The sequence below is a fragment of the Lacrimispora sinapis genome, assembly GCF_043633585.1.
Classification (GTDB): Bacteria; Bacillota; Clostridia; order Lachnospirales; family Lachnospiraceae; genus Lacrimispora; species Lacrimispora sinapis.
In genome coordinates, this window is sequence record NZ_CP141832.1 from 1,777,932 (window position 1) to 1,794,937 (window position 17,006).

The 17,006-nt window shown below is 43.5% G+C and carries 17 protein-coding genes; 16 read left to right on the forward strand and 1 reads right to left on the reverse strand.

Going from position 1 to position 17,006, the window contains the following annotated elements:
- Nucleotides 1-4 precede the first annotated feature (4 nt).
- The 9 genes from VIG27_RS08200 to VIG27_RS08240 all read left to right on the forward strand — a co-directional run bounded on the left by VIG27_RS08200 (nucleotide 5) and on the right by VIG27_RS08240 (nucleotide 8,285).
- Nucleotides 5-352, forward strand: a complete 348-nt coding sequence (locus VIG27_RS08200) for an anti-sigma factor family protein (RefSeq protein WP_394527108.1) — start codon at nucleotides 5-7, stop codon at nucleotides 350-352.
- Nucleotides 349-2,898, forward strand: a complete 2,550-nt coding sequence (gene polA, locus VIG27_RS08205; protein WP_394527110.1) for a DNA polymerase I — start codon at nucleotides 349-351, stop codon at nucleotides 2,896-2,898. Before VIG27_RS08200 ends, polA begins: the two co-directional genes overlap by 4 nt.
- An 18-nt stretch (nucleotides 2,899-2,916) precedes the next feature.
- Nucleotides 2,917-3,510: a dephospho-CoA kinase gene (gene coaE / locus VIG27_RS08210; protein WP_394527113.1), complete on the forward strand. Its 594-nt coding sequence runs from the start codon at nucleotides 2,917-2,919 to the stop codon at nucleotides 3,508-3,510.
- Nucleotides 3,507-4,304: an MBL fold metallo-hydrolase gene (locus VIG27_RS08215; protein ID WP_394527115.1), complete on the forward strand. Its 798-nt coding sequence runs from the start codon at nucleotides 3,507-3,509 to the stop codon at nucleotides 4,302-4,304. The genes coaE and VIG27_RS08215 overlap by 4 nt, the downstream gene beginning before the upstream one ends.
- Before the next feature lie 16 nt (nucleotides 4,305-4,320).
- A complete protein-coding gene (locus VIG27_RS08220; RefSeq protein ID WP_394527117.1) occupies nucleotides 4,321-4,593 on the forward strand; it encodes an ACT domain-containing protein in 273 nt (90 codons plus the stop codon).
- Between the two features lie 39 nt (nucleotides 4,594-4,632).
- Nucleotides 4,633-5,997: a PFL family protein gene (locus VIG27_RS08225; RefSeq protein ID WP_394527120.1), complete on the forward strand. Its 1,365-nt coding sequence runs from the start codon at nucleotides 4,633-4,635 to the stop codon at nucleotides 5,995-5,997.
- 21 nt (nucleotides 5,998-6,018) lie between these two features.
- The gene (locus VIG27_RS08230; protein WP_394527122.1) at nucleotides 6,019-6,660 is read left to right on the forward strand and encodes a histidine phosphatase family protein; all 642 of its coding nucleotides are present in this window, start codon (nucleotides 6,019-6,021) and stop codon (nucleotides 6,658-6,660) included.
- 25 nt (nucleotides 6,661-6,685) lie between these two features.
- Nucleotides 6,686-7,849 carry a class I SAM-dependent methyltransferase gene (locus VIG27_RS08235; protein ID WP_394527124.1) on the forward strand — a complete coding sequence of 388 codons (1,164 nt, stop codon included), beginning with the start codon at nucleotides 6,686-6,688 and terminating at the stop codon, nucleotides 7,847-7,849.
- A 91-nt stretch (nucleotides 7,850-7,940) separates the two neighbouring features.
- The gene (locus VIG27_RS08240) at nucleotides 7,941-8,285 is read left to right on the forward strand and encodes a phenylpyruvate tautomerase MIF-related protein (RefSeq protein ID WP_394527127.1); all 345 of its coding nucleotides are present in this window, start codon (nucleotides 7,941-7,943) and stop codon (nucleotides 8,283-8,285) included.
- 30 nt (nucleotides 8,286-8,315) lie between these two features.
- On the opposite strand, the gene VIG27_RS08245 is transcribed toward VIG27_RS08240, so the two are convergent.
- On the reverse strand, nucleotides 8,316-9,578 hold the full coding sequence (locus VIG27_RS08245; RefSeq protein WP_394527130.1) for a nucleotidyltransferase: 1,263 nt from the start codon (nucleotides 9,576-9,578) through the stop codon (nucleotides 8,316-8,318).
- Between the two features lie 162 nt (nucleotides 9,579-9,740).
- Between VIG27_RS08245 and pduL the strand changes: the two genes are divergently transcribed.
- The 7 genes from pduL (at nucleotide 9,741) to VIG27_RS08280 (ending at nucleotide 17,006) form a co-directional block, all read left to right on the forward strand.
- Complete coding sequence (gene pduL, locus VIG27_RS08250) at nucleotides 9,741-10,310, forward strand: phosphate propanoyltransferase (RefSeq protein ID WP_394527132.1); 570 nt, start codon at nucleotides 9,741-9,743, stop codon at nucleotides 10,308-10,310.
- Nucleotides 10,311-10,331: 21 nt separating this feature from the next.
- Entirely contained in the window at nucleotides 10,332-11,525 is a 1,194-nt protein-coding gene (locus VIG27_RS08255; protein ID WP_394527135.1) for an acetate/propionate family kinase, read from the forward strand.
- 111 nt (nucleotides 11,526-11,636) lie between these two features.
- Complete coding sequence (locus VIG27_RS08260) at nucleotides 11,637-12,164, forward strand: YceD family protein (protein WP_394527137.1); 528 nt, start codon at nucleotides 11,637-11,639, stop codon at nucleotides 12,162-12,164.
- Nucleotides 12,165-12,166: 2 nt separating this feature from the next.
- Nucleotides 12,167-12,349, forward strand: coding sequence for a 50S ribosomal protein L32 (gene rpmF / locus VIG27_RS08265; protein ID WP_143318967.1), 183 nt, complete (start codon nucleotides 12,167-12,169; stop codon nucleotides 12,347-12,349).
- A 433-nt stretch (nucleotides 12,350-12,782) separates the two neighbouring features.
- Entirely contained in the window at nucleotides 12,783-14,285 is a 1,503-nt protein-coding gene (locus VIG27_RS08270) for a glycoside hydrolase family 43 protein (protein ID WP_394527140.1), read from the forward strand.
- A 450-nt stretch (nucleotides 14,286-14,735) separates the two neighbouring features.
- The gene (locus tag VIG27_RS08275; RefSeq protein WP_394527144.1) at nucleotides 14,736-16,097 is read left to right on the forward strand and encodes an ABC transporter substrate-binding protein; all 1,362 of its coding nucleotides are present in this window, start codon (nucleotides 14,736-14,738) and stop codon (nucleotides 16,095-16,097) included.
- 21 nt (nucleotides 16,098-16,118) lie between these two features.
- Nucleotides 16,119-17,006, forward strand: coding sequence for a carbohydrate ABC transporter permease (locus VIG27_RS08280; RefSeq protein ID WP_394527148.1), 888 nt, complete (start codon nucleotides 16,119-16,121; stop codon nucleotides 17,004-17,006).

Here is a 17,006-nt window from a genome sequence, read left to right on the forward strand (position 1 = left end):
AACGATGACATGCAAAGAAGCCGAGGGTCTCGTCATGCCATACATCAGGGATGAACTTACTGACGATGAATTAAAAGAATTTCTGGAACACATGGAATCCTGTCCCAGCTGCCGTGATGAACTGGAAATTTATTTTACGGTGGAAGTTGGTATCAGACAATTGGACTCCGAAACTGGGAACTATAATATAAAAGGAGCTTTGGAAGCAGCGGTGGAACAATCCAAACAAAGAATCCAGGCTGTAAAGCTTATAAAAATTGCCAGATATGCAGTATCTACGCTGAGTATCATGGCATTAATAATCTCAGTCCTTTTGCAATGCAGAATCTGGATGCAGCAGGGCTTATTATGATGGGAGAACAGATGAACAGGAAACGAATTGTGTTAATAGATGGAAACAGTATGATAGCCAATGCCTTTTATGGCATGCCCTCCAATGCGGCTGATGCCGTGATCCGTCTGATAAAAGGCATTTTGGAACGGAGAGAAGCCGATTATCTTGCCATAACTTTTTCGGCTGAAGACGGCGGCGGCACTCTGACGGAAAAAGCGCTGCTGCAGCAGAAGGAGCGGCTGAAAGAACTGTCGGATTCTCTTAGTATTTCTGTATTATCCGAAAAAGGATATGAGTCTGCGGAGCTTTTGGCATCGCTGGCAAAAAGCTGTGAAACAGAAGGCGGAGATATCCAGATCATATCGGAAGACAAAAGACTTTTACAGCTGGTGAGAGACCATGTAACGGTACACATTCCTTCCATGGGCGAGGAGGGACTCGTTTTAAAATCCTACTCGCCGGCGGATATTGAAGGAGAATTCGGTCTGGAGCCGGTAAAGCTAAAGGGAGTTTTTTCTCTTACAAAGGCAAACGGCATTGGTGAGAAAACAGCCTGTCAGCTGATAAAACAATATGAAAGTATTAAAAATCTTTTTGATCATCTGGAGGAAGTCGAATCTCTCAGAATCAAAGAAATCTTAAAAGCAACTGAGAAAGAAATCAAAGAAGAGGAAAAGCGGAACACTCTCAGGGATGACTGCAGTCTCCGTCTGGACGATTCAAACTCTATCTCAGAAGCGGAAATCCGCCAGATCATGGATATGGACTTTGTTCCGGCAGATTTTCCGGATGAAGAGAACCAGGAGTCTTTGGAAGATTTTCCGGTTCATTTGGTGACCGACTTTTCTGAAGCGGAAACCATATTTTCCAAATGTCTGCCGGATAGCCGTCTGGGACTGCACCTGGTCATTGAAGACAAAGCCATAACAGCCTTATCCTTGTGCCTTGGGCAAGCGCAATGTTACTGTATCATTCCCCAGGGATTTTTAACATCAGAGTATCTGGCCGGAAAAGCGGAGGAAATCTCTAAAAAAGCGGGACATGTAACCGTACTGGATTTAAAGAGCCAGCTTCCTTTCTTAAAGCTGGAAGCCGGAAGCCCGGTATTTGATGCAGGAGTCGCTGCATATCTGCTGAATCCGTTAAAGGATTCCTATGCTTATTACGATCTGGCGGCAGATTATCTGGATATGACCATTCCTTCAAGGGCTGACTTGATTGGAAAAAGTTCCATTGGCCGGGCATTGGAGGAAAAAAGGGACGCTGCAGTTTCCTGTATCGGCTATATGTCTTACGTTGCTTACCGTTGCGGGGAAGTACTTCCTGAGGAACTAAAGAAAAACGGTATGGACACTCTGTTTTATGAGATTGAACTGCCCCTGATCTACAGCCTCTATTCTATGGAATCAGCCGGAATCAAGGTAGAACGTGACCGGTTAAAGGAATACGGGGACAGGCTAAAGGTCCGTATTATGGAACTGGAACAAAAAATATACGAAGAAACAGGAGAAACCTTTAATATCAATTCTCCCAAGCAGCTGGGGGAGATTTTGTTTGACCATATGAAGATTCCCGGAGGAAAGAAGACAAAAACCGGATATTCTACGGCTGCAGATGTTTTGGAAAAACTGGCACCCGATTATCCGGTGGTAAACCTGATTTTGGATTACCGTCAGCTGACTAAATTAAAATCCACATATGCCGATGGCCTGGCAGCGTATATCGGACCGGATGAACGGATTCATGGAACGTTTAACCAGACCATCACTGCCACCGGAAGAATCAGCAGTACAGAACCGAATCTTCAAAACATTCCGGTGCGTATGGAACTGGGACGGGAGATCCGTAAGGTCTTTGTTCCGAAGGAAGGCTGTGTTTTTGTGGATGCCGACTATTCCCAGATCGAGCTGAGGGTTCTGGCTCATATGTCGGGCGACCAGCGGCTTATCAATGCGTATAAACAAGCGGAGGATATCCATGCCATTACTGCGTCGGAGGTGTTCCACGTTCCGCTTAATGAAGTGACCTCTTTGCAGAGAAGAAATGCAAAAGCTGTGAATTTTGGAATCGTATATGGAATCAGTTCCTTTGGTTTAAGCGAAGGATTAAGCATTACCCGGAAGGAAGCATCGGAATACATTGAAAAATATTTTGAGACCTATCCGGGAGTCAAGAAATTTTTAGACGGACTTGTTGCAGAGGCGAAGGAAAAAGGGTATGCGGTCAGCATGTTTGGCAGACGCCGTCCCGTTCCTGAGCTGAAATCTTCAAATTTTATGCAGCGTAATTTTGGTGAGCGTGTGGCCATGAACTCCCCCATCCAGGGAACCGCAGCAGATATTATGAAGATCGCCATGATTCGCGTGGACCAGGCATTGAAGAAGCAGGGATTAAAGTCCCGGATCGTTCTTCAGATACACGATGAACTATTGATAGAAACCTATCGGGATGAGCTGGAACAGGTAAAGGAACTTTTAACAGAAGAGATGAAACATGCGGCAGACCTTTTAGTATCCCTGGAAGTGGAAGCGAATGTGGGAGAATCCTGGTTTGATGCAAAATAAGGAACTGGTGGCAGAATAATGAGAGTAATTGCATTAACAGGAGGGGTAGGCGCAGGTAAGAGTCTGGTTCTTTCTATATTAGAGAATGAATATAAGGCAGAAGTTATCAAAGCAGATGAGGTCGCCCATGAACTTATGAAACCAGGGCGGGAAGGATATGTTAAAATAGTAGAAACTCTGGGAGACCATATTTTAAAGGCAGACGGTACCATTGACCGGAAGATCCTCTCCCAATGTATTTTCCGGGATGACCGCATCAGGAAAGCCGTGAATGAGATTATTCATCCGCTTGTATGGAAAAACATAAAGGGTAAAATTTCTTCTTCCCAAGCAGGCCTTATTGTGGTAGAATTTGCAATTATGGGTGAAAAAGCGGAAGTTGGTTATGACGAGATGTGGTATATTTATGCATCGGAGCCGGTACGAATCCGCAGACTCTTTGAAAACAGGGGTTATGAGAGAGAGCATTCAGAACGAATCATTGCGAGTCAGGCAAAAGAAGCAGATTACCTGGCCCGCTGTGACAGGGTCATCAGAAATGACGGTTCCATCGAAGAGATCAGGGACCAACTTGCGGAAATATTAAATAACAGGGGACAGAACGAAACATGAGACTGGTAAGCATTGCAAGCGGAAGCAGCGGAAACTGCATTTACGTGGGCTCGGATACGACTCACATTCTGGTAGATGCAGGAATAAGCAACAAACGAATCCAGCAGGGGTTAAACGACATTGGAGTAAAGGGAAGTGAACTGACAGGAATCGTGATTACCCATGAGCATTCGGATCATACCAAAGGCCTGGGAGTCTTAGCCAGAAAGTGCGGCGTTCCCATCTATGGGACAAAGGAAACACTGGAAGAGATATCCAAGCAAAAATATCTGGGGGAATATCCCAGGGAACTGTTTTGTCCCATTCGGCCCGATGTGGATTTTTGTATCGGGGATTTGGAAGTCAAGCCTTTTTCCATTGACCACGATGCAGCAAATCCTGTGGCATACCGGGTCCAGCATGGACATAAATCCGTTGCGGTGGCCACAGATATGGGGCATTTCAACCAGTATATCATTGATCATCTTCAGGGTCTTGATGCAGTGCTTCTGGAATCCAACCATGATGTGAATATGCTGCAGGCCGGACCATATCCCTATTATCTGAAACGGCGGATTCTGGGGGATCATGGACATCTTTCCAATGAAAATGCAGGAAGGCTGTTATGCAGCATTCTCCATGAAAACTTAAAGAAGATTCTTCTTGGGCATTTGAGCAAGGAAAATAATTACGAAGAACTTGCTTATGAAACAGTAAGGCTGGAAATCACAGAAGGAGATAATCCATATCTGGCATCCGATTTTTCCATTGAAGTTGCAAAAAGGGATCAGATGTCGGAAATTATAACTATATAACAAAGAGGAGAGCATTATGAATAAGACGATTATTACAGTAGTTGGAAAAGACACCGTAGGGATCATTGCAAAAATCTGTACATATCTGGCCGATAACCGGGTCAATATTCTGGATATTTCCCAGACCATCGTACAGGGATTCTTTAATATGATGATGATTGTTGACATGGATGATTCTGTGAAGCCATTTGGAGAACTGTCTGATGAACTGGAGCAAATTGGTGATGAAATCGGCGTAAAGGTTAAATGCCAGAGAGAAGAGATTTTTACAAAAATGCACCGAATCTGATGATAAAAGCAAGGCTTAAGAAAAGGATGGGTTCCCGATATGTTAAATATGTTTGAAGTAAATGAAACCAATAAGATGATTGAACAGGAACTGCTTGATGTGCGTACCATTACCATGGGCATCAGCCTCCTTGACTGCTGTGACAGTGATTTAAAGGCAGTAAACGAAAAAATCTATCAAAAGATCACGACGGTTGCCAAAGACCTTGTTTCAGTGGGGAAAGAGATTGAAAAGGATTTTGCAATTCCGATCGTAAATAAAAGAATTTCCGTAACGCCTATCGCCATGGTGGGCGGCTCTGCCTGCAAAACTCCGGAAGATTTTGTGACCATCGCTCAAACCCTGGACCGTGCCGCAAAGGAAGTGGGTGTGAATTTTATCGGCGGTTACTCTGCTCTGGTCAGCAAAGGGATGACCACTGCCGATGAGAATCTGATCCGTTCCATACCAAAGGCTCTGGCATGTACAGAACGGGTATGCAGTTCCATCAATGTAGGCTCAACCAAAACCGGAATCAACATGGATGCCGTAGCACTTATGGGTAAAATCGTTCTTGAAACAGCGGAAGAAACCAAGGACAATGATTCTCTTGGCTGTGCAAAGCTGGTTGTATTCTGCAACGCGCCGGATGATAATCCTTTTATGGCCGGAGCGTTCCATGGGGTAACGGAAGCGGATACTATTATTAACGTAGGAGTCAGCGGACCCGGAGTTGTAAAAACTGCAATCGAATCCGCCAGAGGACAGGACTTTGAGGTTCTTTGCGAAACCATCAAAAAGACAGCATTTAAAATCACCCGCGTGGGACAGCTGGTGGCTCAGGAAGCCTCTAAAAGATTGAATGTTCCGTTTGGAATCATTGATTTATCTCTTGCCCCGACTCCTGCAGTGGGTGACAGTGTGGCTGAGATTTTAGAAGAGATTGGTCTTGAAAGAGTCGGTGCACCTGGAACAACAGCGGCTCTTGCCCTTTTAAATGACCAGGTGAAAAAAGGCGGAGTTATGGCTTCCTCTTATGTAGGAGGTTTAAGCGGAGCATTCATTCCGGTCAGTGAAGATCAGGGAATGATCGACGCAGTTGCCATGGGAGCACTTAATTTAGAGAAGCTGGAGGCCATGACCTGTGTGTGTTCGGTCGGTCTTGATATGATTGCAATTCCCGGAGACACTCCCCCTTCAACCATCGCAGGAATCATTGCAGATGAATCCGCTATCGGCATGATCAATCAGAAGACAACGGCGGTCCGCATTATACCGGTCATCGGAAAATCGGTCGGTGATACCGTAGAATTCGGCGGCCTTTTGGGATATGCTCCTGTTATGCCCGTAAGCAAATACTCCTGCGAGAAATTTGTGTCCAGAGGCGGTAGAATTCCAGCTCCGATCCACAGCTTTAAGAACTAACAGATTTCCGGAGGAAAAGAAATGAATCTTTATTTAATCCGTCATGGACGTCAATCCAGCCGGCTTTGCAACGTTAATGTGAGTTTATCGGAAGCAGGTTTTCACCAGGCCAGGCTTGCAGGGGAAAGATTGGCTCATAAAAAAATTGATGCGGTCTATTCCAGCGATCTGATACGTGCAGTAGAAACGGCGAAGGAAGCCAATAAGCTTTGGAAGGTCCCGCATATGATCAGAACGGAATTGCGTGAAATCTCATTCGGAGACATGGAAGGTATGGCGGATGAAGACATTGCGGTGACCTTTCGGGAGTTTAAAAAAGAACAAGCCAGGATGGAGCAGGATTTACCTTATCCTGGTGGAGAATGTGCCGCAGATGTTATAAAAAGGGCAATGCCTGTCTTTGAAGAGATTGCCTCAGGCGGCTTTCAGAATGTTGCAGTAGTGACTCATGGGGGTGTGATCCGCTCCATAGTCGCTGCTTTTCTTCATATGGAACCCAAGGATTACCGTCTGCTGGGAAATTCCCTGGAAAATTGCAGCATTACAGAAGTGCGGTGGCTGGAGACAGATAATCGGTTTACGGTGGAGCGCTTTAATGATTATGCCCATCTGGAGTCTTACCCGGAACTTTTAAGGGCAGGCTGGACGGCTGTGGAAAACTGAAAGCAGAAAGGAATTGCTTGATTCAATGGAACAAAAAGAAAAGGAACAACTGATGCGGATTGCTGAAACATACCTGGATGAGAATCTGCTTCGGATCATAATCAGTAACCCGGTGCCAAAGCAGGAACTTTCAAAGGTCAAAATACGCCCCCTTTTGATGAAAGGAAATCTGATTTTTCAGGCGGAGGAATTGGCAGGAGCCCAGGCTTTCCATAGGAATTTATCGGCGGAAGAATGTGCCGCATATGTGACAGATTTAATGGATGGCAGACTTCGCCAGCTGGAACTGGATTCCAGAAAGGGCCAGGTAAGGGTTTTGGTAAGCAAAAAGGGAACCCTTAGCATCAAGGAAAAACGGCAGCAGCCAAAGATGGAGGCTGCCCCGCTGATATCAGAGCATAACAGGCAGAAAAGCTATATTTTAAAAGAAGGAACTCCCATTCCGTTCCTTGTGGATTTAGGGGTGATGACAGAAGAAGGCAAAATCGTCAAATCCCGGTACGATAAGTTCCGGCAGATCAACCGGTTTTTAGAATTTATGGAAGACATTCTTCCCAGGCTATATACGGACAGGGAAAATGTGATCATTGATTTCGGCTGCGGAAAATCCTATCTGACCTTTGCCATGTATTATTATCTCCATGAGTTAAAAGGCTATGCCATTCGGGTCATCGGACTTGACTTAAAGCAGAAGGTCATTGACGACTGCAACCGTTTAAAGGACAAATACGGATATCATAAGCTGGACTTTTATCATGGAGATATTGCCTCTTTTGAGGGAGTGGATCATGTAGATATGGTGGTGACGCTCCATGCCTGTGATACGGCTACGGATTATGCCCTTGCAAAGGCAGTCCGATGGGGTGCTTCTGTCATTTTATCCGTACCCTGCTGTCAGCATGAGCTGAATAAACAGATGAAAAATGAAGTAATGGCACCGGTATTTCAGTATGGTCTTATTAAGGAACGTCTTGCAGCTCTTTATACCGATGCCCTGAGAGCGGAAATATTGGAGAACAACGGATACCGGACCCAAATTCTGGAATTTATCGATATGGAGCATACTCCAAAAAACATCCTGATCCGGGCGGTGAAACAGGGCGGCAAAAAGGATAACCGAAAAGAAATAGAAGAAATCATGGAATTTCTCCATGGAAAGCTGACCCTTTTTGATTTACTGTCTGATTAGGAAATGTAGTGTATTGAAAGAAGGAAAGTTTCTTAAAGATATGTTTGAAAGAAAAAATGGATAAAATAAATAAATGAGGGAGGAAAATATCATGCCTTTTATTAATTCAAAAGTCAATGTACCGCTGTCCGAAGAAGTAAAAGAGGTTTTAAAGTCAAAGCTGGGCCAGGCAATAAGCCTGATTCCGGGAAAATCAGAAACCTGGCTGATGCTCGGTTTTGAAGACGACTGTTCTCTTTATTTCAAAGGGAAAAATAACACAAAGATTGCCTTTATTGAAGTCAAGATTTTTGGGCATGCTTCAAACCGGGACTATGACCGTTTAACCGCCGAGATCAGCCGTATTTACAGGGAAGTAGTGGGGATTTCACAGGATAAAATTTATATTAAATATGAAGAAGCAGAACACTGGGGCTGGAATGGAACAAATTTTTAACCAGACGTATATAAAATAACGAATCCGCCGTTAGGATATGACGACGGATTGCGTGAATTCATTTTTTATGTTTATACGGTATTTGTCCTGCAGCACGGTCTGATAGATATGGGAACAGTAGAAATCCTGCCGGAGCATAAAACGAACATTTTCGGGAAGAGCCAGTTCAGCACCGGCAGTTTTTGTAATGAGAGGGATGCTCCCTCTCTTTTTTATTTGGCCCATCAGGTCAGCAGAAGCCTTTTTAAAGCCCAATACCCTTGCATAAGGAGCATAACCTGCATTTCTTGCCGATAGGATCTGTTCCGAAGTGATCCCCAAGATAATATGGAGCAGCGCCCGGCTTACACGGGTATAGGTGTATTGCCTGGTTTTCAGACTGTCTATTTTTTCTTCAAAAGGAAGATAGTCAGGAAGCTGGTTAGAAAGTCTTGCAGCAAGTTCTTCAGAAACATCGGCAAACGTATCAAAGGAAGTTCCGCTGTGGGAAAGGCGAAGCAGCGCAGCATTCAAAAGAACGCTGTAATCATCTGGAAATATGGGATAACCGTTTTCTATCATCAGCTTTACCGGTTCCGGGACCTGAAGCAGAGAAAAATCCTTTGGAAGAGCGCTTCTTTCCCTTTCTTTTAGTATATTCCTGATTCCGGTTGCAGAGCTGAATTGATTTTCCGTCACGGCTGGATCGTGATAGCCGCTGCCTTTTCTGGAAATTGTAAGAGGCAAAAGGCTGCTTTTCTGTCTGATCATTGCCTTGCAGTATTCGATCCCCAAAATATTATTGGGAGAAGTCAGGATAGAAGCCTGCTCATCTGTCAGGATTTGGCAGGAAACCAGAGCCTGATATCTTGCCTGAGGAAAGGTTAATCCTTTTTTTAATCCTGCCCGGAGAGCTTGGGTATATGCCTCAGGCTCCTTAGCCAGCACAGAAGCGATGGCGATAAGCGTTTCAATGTCTCCGCATTCGCTTCCAAAACAGATGGAACCCACGACCCCAAGACGGTCAAGCAGGGCCACGCTGCCGGCGGCAAAATCCTCTGCGCTGCTGGTTGCAAAAACAGAGGGCAGCTCCAGCACAAGGTCAGCACCGCAGGAAAGTGCCATAGCGGTCCTGGTATATTTGTCATAGACGGCAGGGGCACCCCTTTGTACGAAGTCGCCGCTCATGACCACAATACAGAAATCTGCCTGCGACAGTTCTTTGGCTTTTTTTATATGATACGCATGTCCATTGTGGAATGGATTATATTCTGCAATAATACCGACTGTACGGAAATGTTTATTGTTTGCCATGTAATAAGTCCTTTTTCGTTAATATATCTCTTATTATGCTATTGTTTCGTAAAAAATGCAAATTATTTTGATGGAATACTTGAAAATTTTGAGGAATCCTCATAGAATAGAGTGAGGGTTAATAAAAAATCTTTGAGGATAAGAACAGGAGATTAGGGAAACATGAATTTTATTGTCGAAACATCAGCTCGTCATGTACATTTATCTCAAGAGCATCTTGAGATTTTATTTGGAAAGGGATATGAACTGACAAAGAAAAAAGAACTTTCACAGCCAGGACAGTTTGCCTGTGAGGAGAGAGTAACCGTTATCGGTTCCAAAAGTGAGTTCAAAGGCGTTTCTATTTTAGGACCAGTGAGAAAATCAACTCAGGTAGAGATTTCCCTGACGGATGCCCGTTCCATTGGCATCGCTGCACCAGTAAGAGAATCTGGAGATATTGCAGGGAGCGGTGCGTGCAAGATTGTTGGACCAGCAGGTGAGATCGATATTACAGAAGGAGTTATCGCTGCAAAGCGTCATATCCATGCAACACCTGCGGATGCAGAAAAGCTTGGCGTTAAAAACGGTGAGATCGTTTCTGTTAAAATTGACACAAACGGCAGAAGCCTTGTTTTCGGAGATGTGGTTGTTCGTGTAAGCGACTCCTACGCTCTTGCTATGCACATTGATACCGATGAATCTAACGCAGCTGGCTGCGGAAGAGAACAGTACGGCGAAATCGTTAAATAATCGAAGGAGATACAAATTTATATGAAAATTTTAGTTATCAACTGCGGAAGTTCTTCTTTAAAATATCAGCTGATCAATATGGAAAATGAAGAAGTTTTAGCAAAAGGTTTATGCGAGAGAATTGGTATTCCAGGGTCAAAATTAATTCATAAGGCAGAAGGAAAAGGTGAAAAGACCATCGAAGAAGATATGCCTAACCACACCTTAGCCATTGAACACGTTATGAAGGCATTGGTTGATCCGGAATTTGGTGTAATTAAAGATACAAGTGAGATCTCCGCAGTAGGCCACAGAGTTCTTCATGCAGGAACCGTTTACAGCGATTCCATCGTAGTCACTGAGGACGTAAAGAAGGTAGTACGTGACTGCTTCGATTTAGGACCTCTTCATAACCCTGCAAACTTGATGGGAATTGAAGCTTGTGAAGCTGCTATGCCAGGGACTCCAAACGTAGCTGTATTTGATACGGCATTTGGTATGGGTATGCCAGAGAAAGCTGCTTTATATGCGATCCCAACAGAATATTATGAGAAATACAGCATCCGCCGTTACGGCTTCCACGGTACAAGCCATAGCTTTGTATCCAAGGAAACTTTAAAGTTCTGTGGTCTTGACGAGAAAAAGGGCAAAGTAATTGTATGCCATTTAGGAAACGGTGCCAGCATCTCTGCCTCCATCGGCGGTAAGTGTGTGGATACCAGTATGGGTCTTACTCCGTTGGAAGGACTTATCATGGGTACCAGAAGTGGTGATATTGATCCTGCTTTTATTCAGTTCATCTGTGACAAAGAAGGAAAAACTGTGAATGAGGTTATTGATATCTTAAACAAAAAGTCTGGTATTCTTGGCATGTCCGGCGGCATCTCCAGTGATTTCCGTGATGTCCAGAAGGCTCAGGCAGAAGGAAACCACCTTGCAGATACAGCCATCAAAGCATATGTTTACCGCGTAGCAAAATACATCGGTGCTTATACTGCATCAATGAACGGTGTTGATGCCATTGCCTTTACTGCTGGCGTTGGTGAAAACGATATGCCGATCAGAGAAGAGATATGTTCCTATTTAGGATACCTTGGTGTTGTTATTGATGCAGAAGCTAACAGCAAGAGAGGTTTTAACAACATGATTTCCGCACCGGAATCCAAGGTTAAGGTATGTGTAATTCCTACCAATGAAGAGTTGGCAATTGCAAGAGAGACCAAAGCCCTGGTATAATCCGGAAGATGATGGTGCATCATAGTATTGCAACATCAAATATGGAAATATTTTGTTGACAAATAGTGCGCGCCTATGTATAATAGCATAGGTGCGTATTAGGAGACTAATATGCTTATTAATTTAACCGAGTTGTTTACCCTGGAGGGGAAAGAGAAAACCTATACACCAGATATTGAGATGAAAGTCTATCATGGGCCATACGGAGATTATGAGGTAGCTGCTGCGAAACCAGTTGTGCTGCGGATTATGAATCTGGGAGGCAAAAAGCTGGAAGTGGAAGGGAAAGCTGGTCTTACCCTTATTGTTCCATGTGACCGGTGTTTAGAGCCGGTGCCTGTGGATTTGGAATTCGATATGATCCGAGCGATTGACTTGAGTGAATCCGAAGGAGAGCGTGTAGAGGAACTCGATGAACAACCATACGTTAATGGTTATAATCTGGATGTAGACCAGTTGGTTTGTGATGAACTCATACTGAACCTGCCTATGAAGGTTCTCTGCAGTGAAAACTGCAAGGGGATTTGTAATAGATGTGGAACAAATCTCAATCATGAGACTTGTGACTGCGATATTAGGCCTACAGACCCTAGAATGGCAGTCATCCAGGATATTTTTAAACAGTTTAAGGAGGTGTAACCATGTCTATCTGTCCAAAGAACAAATCTTCTAAAGCAAGAAGAGACAAACGTAGAGCAAACTGGAAGATGAGTGCTCCAAATTTAGTAAAATGCAGCAAGTGCGGTGAGCTTATGATGCCTCACAGAGTTTGCAAGGCTTGCGGTTCTTACAACAAGAAAGAAATCATCAGCGTTGAAGCTTAATATTTCTTTGAATTCTGTTTTTTCTTTGATTAGAAGAAACTACTTATAAAAAGCTGTTACTCAATTGTTGGGTAGCAGCTTTTTTTGCGCGCGCGGCGGATGTTCCTGCATCTGATTTTAATTTTGCAATAGGTATTTGGAGGTGGATTTTCCGGGGAGAGATGGTATAAAGCGAATGTATTCATTATTAACAGAACAAGTGTTATGTTTTGGGGAGAATATTATATGCTATAATAAGTGCAGTATGCAGGGTGATGAATGGGGGTACATACATGGGTTTGATAATCAAAGGAGATGCCATTAAACGTCTGGCTGTAACACAAGATGGTAACATACTGGAAATAATTTATGGTTGATACAAAAGTTATTGTGGAACAAAAGAATTAAATTTGCGGTCGTCAGAATGAATGAGAGGGAAAGGTGTGGCTGGAATATGATAACAATTACAAATCCCATACAAAAAGGTTTTTACCCGGACCCTTCCATATGCAGGGTAGGTAAAGATTATTATATGGTTCATTCTACATTTGCATATGCACCGGGAATTCCTGTTTTTACCAGCACCAATTTGAGAGACTGGGTACAGATCGGGCATGTTTTGGAGCGGGAGGAACAACTAGGTTTAAAAGGGGCAAAGGTATCCCAGGGAATCTACGCCCCCACCATCCGGTATTTCGATGAAAAATTCTATGTGATTACAACAAATGTATCCGGTGGAGGAAACTTTTATGTGACCTCAGAAAAAGCGGAGGGACCGTGGTCGGACCCTGTTTATTTAAAAGATGCTCCAGGCATGGACCCAAGCCTGTTTTTTGAAAATGAAACCTGTTATTATGTGGGACAGCGGACAAAAGAACCTGCGGCTTATTATGGCGATTGTGAGATATGGATTCAGATGCTTGATCTGAGGGAAGGGAAATTAGTTGGGGAGCCAAAAAGCATATTTGACGGAAGTATGAAACGCACCATCTGGGCAGAAGGTCCTCATATCTATCATAAAGGAGACTATTATTATCTCCTTCTTGCAGAGGGAGGCACAGGTTATAATCACAGCATTGCTGTTGCCAGAAGCCGTTTGCTGGAGGGACCATACGAGTCTTGTCCCCATAATCCTGTTTTGACCCATCGTCATCTGGGCCATCGCTATCCCATCCAAAATATCGGTCACGGAGATTTGATAGAGACTCCTGGCGGGAAGTGGTTTCTTGTGATGCTGGGAACCAGACCGGTAAATGGATGTGCCGAACTGGGCCGGGAAACATTTTTGGCGGAAGTGGAATGGGAAGAGGAATGGCCGGTGGTGAATCCTCAGGTTGGAAAGGTAGCGGGGAAGAAGGAGTCGAAGGTTTTTGAGAAAAAACATGATATTTTCTGGACCCTACCACTGGACATGAGATGCATTGGATTAAGAGAGAATCCATCGAATATCCCATTAAAAGCGGAGGAGGGAAAGCTTTTTCTGCCTTTTCGGCCTGAGACAATGGAGGATTTGGGCACACCCTCCTTTATTGGTACAAGACTTTTGTCCCGGACCTTTGATGCGAAAGTAGAATTAGAAGCGGTATTTTCGGGAGCGGAAGAAGCCGGACTGGTATATTTTTACGATGAGCATCACTATATCAAAGCGGTATTCAGAAATACTGGGGGAAGATGTGAGGCTGTGGTTATAAAAAGAACGGGAGCCGGGGAAACAGAAATGGGAAGAAGTCCAGTGGCCGGAGAAGTACACACCCTGCAGCTGCAAGGAGAAAATCAGATTCTTTGTGTTATGGCGGATGATAGAAAGGTCGCCGATGGAGTGGAGGTCAAAGACCTTTGTTCGGAAAGAGCGGGGGGATTTACCGGATGTACCATAGGGGTATATGCTTCCTCAGTACATACAGACTCAGGGAGATATGCTATTTTTGATACACTATTATTGAAATTCATAGATTAGCGTTGGAGGTACAGGACTTTACAGTTTTCATATACGAATAAAAGCGGATAGGCTTGAAAAGCCGGAACAACGAGCAGCTTCAGGGATAGATATCTGAGGAGGATTTAGAAAAGTTCCGGCATTAGCTATCCGCTTTTTGTTTGCTAATGGTTGGAAGATCAATTATTCCCTGGGGGTATAGTTGATTAGGAGTTTAAGTCAAAATTACAAAAACATTAGAGATATATGCAGTTAAAACAAAAATAATATTGTAAAAATAGTATAAAAACAAGTCTAAAAAACAATAGTTTATGTATATATTATAAAATACAAGACCACGCAGCAATCATATAATAGTAACAATTGGAAACCTGGTGGCACTTATTTAAATGCAGTTGTATCTGGTCTCTATGAAAGGGACAATGTCAAAGGAGAATGAAAAATAATTTATGTATCATAAGGAGGAAGGGTATGATCAGAAGATATATCTCAGGGTTGTTAGCTGCCGGACTGGTAATGGGTTCACTTTCCGGATGTGGGATTTCAACAGATACCGGAGTTACCCAGGCAGAAGGAAGCGGTTCACCGGGAAGTAAGGAAGAAACCGTTAAGGCGTCAGGGACGGAGGAACAAATTACATGGATGTATTGGGATAATTTAGATGCGACGGACGATCTTATAAGCAAAGGATATAAACAGGTCATTGACCGATTCAATCAAACGTACAAGGGAAAGTATTATTGCAACGTCATTACCACCAATTTAGAGGAATATGACACCAAATTAAATGCATTGATTGCGGCAGGCAATACGCCGGATGTTTTTATCTGCAATCCCGGTCCTAATTTGACTCAGTACGTAGATGCAGGGATAGCAGCTGATTTGACGGATCTTTTAAAAAATAAGGAATCTAAATGGTACAAAACATTTACGGATGGAATCTTTGAGCGTATTACCTATGACGGAAAAATCATGGCTGTACCAACAAACTTTGCGGCAGCCTGCGTATTTTACAATACGGAAATATTTAAAAACGTGGGGGCGGAGGTGCCAGAAACCTATGACGAATTGCTTGAAGTATGCAAAAAGATTAAGGAGGCAGGTTATACACCGATTTCCTGTTCCGCAGGGACCTCCTGGTGTTTGTCAATGATTGCAGGATATCTTTGTGACAGAGAGGGCGGTCCTGATCATTTAAAAGGAGTGAATGAGGGTACCCTTGACTGGACGAGTCAGAGTTTTCTGGATGCCGGCTATAAACTGAAAGAATTATCCCAGTATTTCCAGGACACAGCTGCGGGAGATTCCAACGACCAGTCAACGGCAAACTTTTATAATGGAGATGCGGCCATGCTCGTTCAAGGATCCTGGGCAATTGCGCAGATCAATGGCAACAACCCGGAATTTGAAGATAAATGCGGGGTTTTCCAGTTCCCTGGAATTGAAGGTGGAGCAGATCCTAACCGTATGATCGTGAAAACTGACAATCTGGTTATGAGTGCCACTACAAAACACCAGGAAGCAGCCCTTGCACTGATGAAAATATTTACGGATGAAACCGCTCAGAAATATACGGCTGAGGTAGCAGGCAAGATTCCGGTAATCAATGTGGACGTGGATTATGAGAAAGCTCCCAAACAGTTTGCCTACATCGGAGATATTATGAAAAATGTAACCGGTACCCTTGGCTTTTATAATGAATCTCTGGCCAGTGTGGAGGCAGGAGATGTGTTTGATAATGCCATGGTGGATATTTATTTAGGCAATGCCACTCCGGAAGAAGCTTTCCAAAAGCTGCAGGATTTCTATGTCCAAAATGTCTGGAAGAAATAAATCCATAGAAGGGGAGACAAAATGAATAAGCTATTGGAAGATAAAAAAGCGGCTGTGATTTTTGTGGCGCCCGCATTCCTTTTGTTTACACTGATTTTATTTGTTCCGATTATCCAGGTTATCTATTATTCCTTATGCAATTATTCAGGGCTTACCAAACCGGAATTTATTGGAATAAAGAATTACATCAATTTATTTACAAACGATGAGACAATGAAAATTGCTTTGAAAAATTCCGTTTTTTTTATGGTATTTTCTGCAGTGACCCAGCAGCTGATCGGATTATTACTGGCCGTTTTGCTGACCAACATCAGTTGGGGAAGAAATTTATTTAAAAATATTTATTATTTGCCTTGTGTACTGTCTTCAGCGGCACTTGGACTGTTGTGGGCATTTTTATTTAATCCTAAAATTGGTATCAACCAGCTGCTCGGTTATTTTGGGATACAGGGACCGAACTGGCTGTTTTCCACCAAAGGGCTGATTCCGCTTCCCATGTGGGTCATCGGATTCGTAGCACTTTGGCAGTATGCAGGGCAGACCATGATGCTCTATATGGCACAGATCAGCGGAATATCAAGGGATATCTATGAGGCCTCCTATATTGACGGCGCTTCTAAAGCACAATCCTTCCGTTACATAACTTTGCCTTTGATCCGTCCGATGTTAGTTACGACACTTTCCTTAAATTGTATCGGTTCCCTGAAATTTTTTGATTTAATTTATAATATGACTCAGGGAGGGCCGAATCATACCACAGAGGTGCTGGCCTCCCATTTATATATGCAGGGCTTCCAGTATTTTAAATACGGATACGCCAGCGCAATTTCCATTGTTTTGCTGGTTTTATGTCTGATTGTAACAATTTTTATTAACCGGTTTATCAAAATTGAAACGTATGAGGCATAG

Bases quoted from the DNA above. Each gene is read 5' to 3' on its own strand.
- VIG27_RS08240 (WP_394527127.1), top strand. From the start codon at position 7,941: ATGCCTTTTATTAATTCAAAAGTCAATGTACCGCTGTCCGAAGAAGTA.
- VIG27_RS08235 (WP_394527124.1), top strand. From the start codon at position 6,686: ATGGAACAAAAAGAAAAGGAACAACTGATGCGGATTGCTGAAACATAC.
- rpmF (WP_143318967.1), top strand. From the start codon at position 12,167: ATGTCTATCTGTCCAAAGAACAAATCTTCTAAAGCAAGAAGAGACAAA.
- VIG27_RS08200 (WP_394527108.1), top strand. From the start codon at position 5: ATGACATGCAAAGAAGCCGAGGGTCTCGTCATGCCATACATCAGGGAT.
- VIG27_RS08260 (WP_394527137.1), top strand. From the start codon at position 11,637: ATGCTTATTAATTTAACCGAGTTGTTTACCCTGGAGGGGAAAGAGAAA.
- VIG27_RS08245 (WP_394527130.1), bottom strand. From the start codon at position 9,578: ATGGCAAACAATAAACATTTCCGTACAGTCGGTATTATTGCAGAATAT.
- VIG27_RS08270 (WP_394527140.1), top strand. From the start codon at position 12,783: ATGATAACAATTACAAATCCCATACAAAAAGGTTTTTACCCGGACCCT.
- VIG27_RS08215 (WP_394527115.1), top strand. From the start codon at position 3,507: ATGAGACTGGTAAGCATTGCAAGCGGAAGCAGCGGAAACTGCATTTAC.
- VIG27_RS08225 (WP_394527120.1), top strand. From the start codon at position 4,633: ATGTTAAATATGTTTGAAGTAAATGAAACCAATAAGATGATTGAACAG.
- coaE (WP_394527113.1), top strand. From the start codon at position 2,917: ATGAGAGTAATTGCATTAACAGGAGGGGTAGGCGCAGGTAAGAGTCTG.
- VIG27_RS08255 (WP_394527135.1), top strand. From the start codon at position 10,332: ATGAAAATTTTAGTTATCAACTGCGGAAGTTCTTCTTTAAAATATCAG.
- VIG27_RS08280 (WP_394527148.1), top strand. From the start codon at position 16,119: ATGAATAAGCTATTGGAAGATAAAAAAGCGGCTGTGATTTTTGTGGCG.
- VIG27_RS08230 (WP_394527122.1), top strand. From the start codon at position 6,019: ATGAATCTTTATTTAATCCGTCATGGACGTCAATCCAGCCGGCTTTGC.
- VIG27_RS08220 (WP_394527117.1), top strand. From the start codon at position 4,321: ATGAATAAGACGATTATTACAGTAGTTGGAAAAGACACCGTAGGGATC.
- VIG27_RS08275 (WP_394527144.1), top strand. From the start codon at position 14,736: ATGATCAGAAGATATATCTCAGGGTTGTTAGCTGCCGGACTGGTAATG.
- polA (WP_394527110.1), top strand. From the start codon at position 349: ATGATGGGAGAACAGATGAACAGGAAACGAATTGTGTTAATAGATGGA.
- pduL (WP_394527132.1), top strand. From the start codon at position 9,741: ATGAATTTTATTGTCGAAACATCAGCTCGTCATGTACATTTATCTCAA.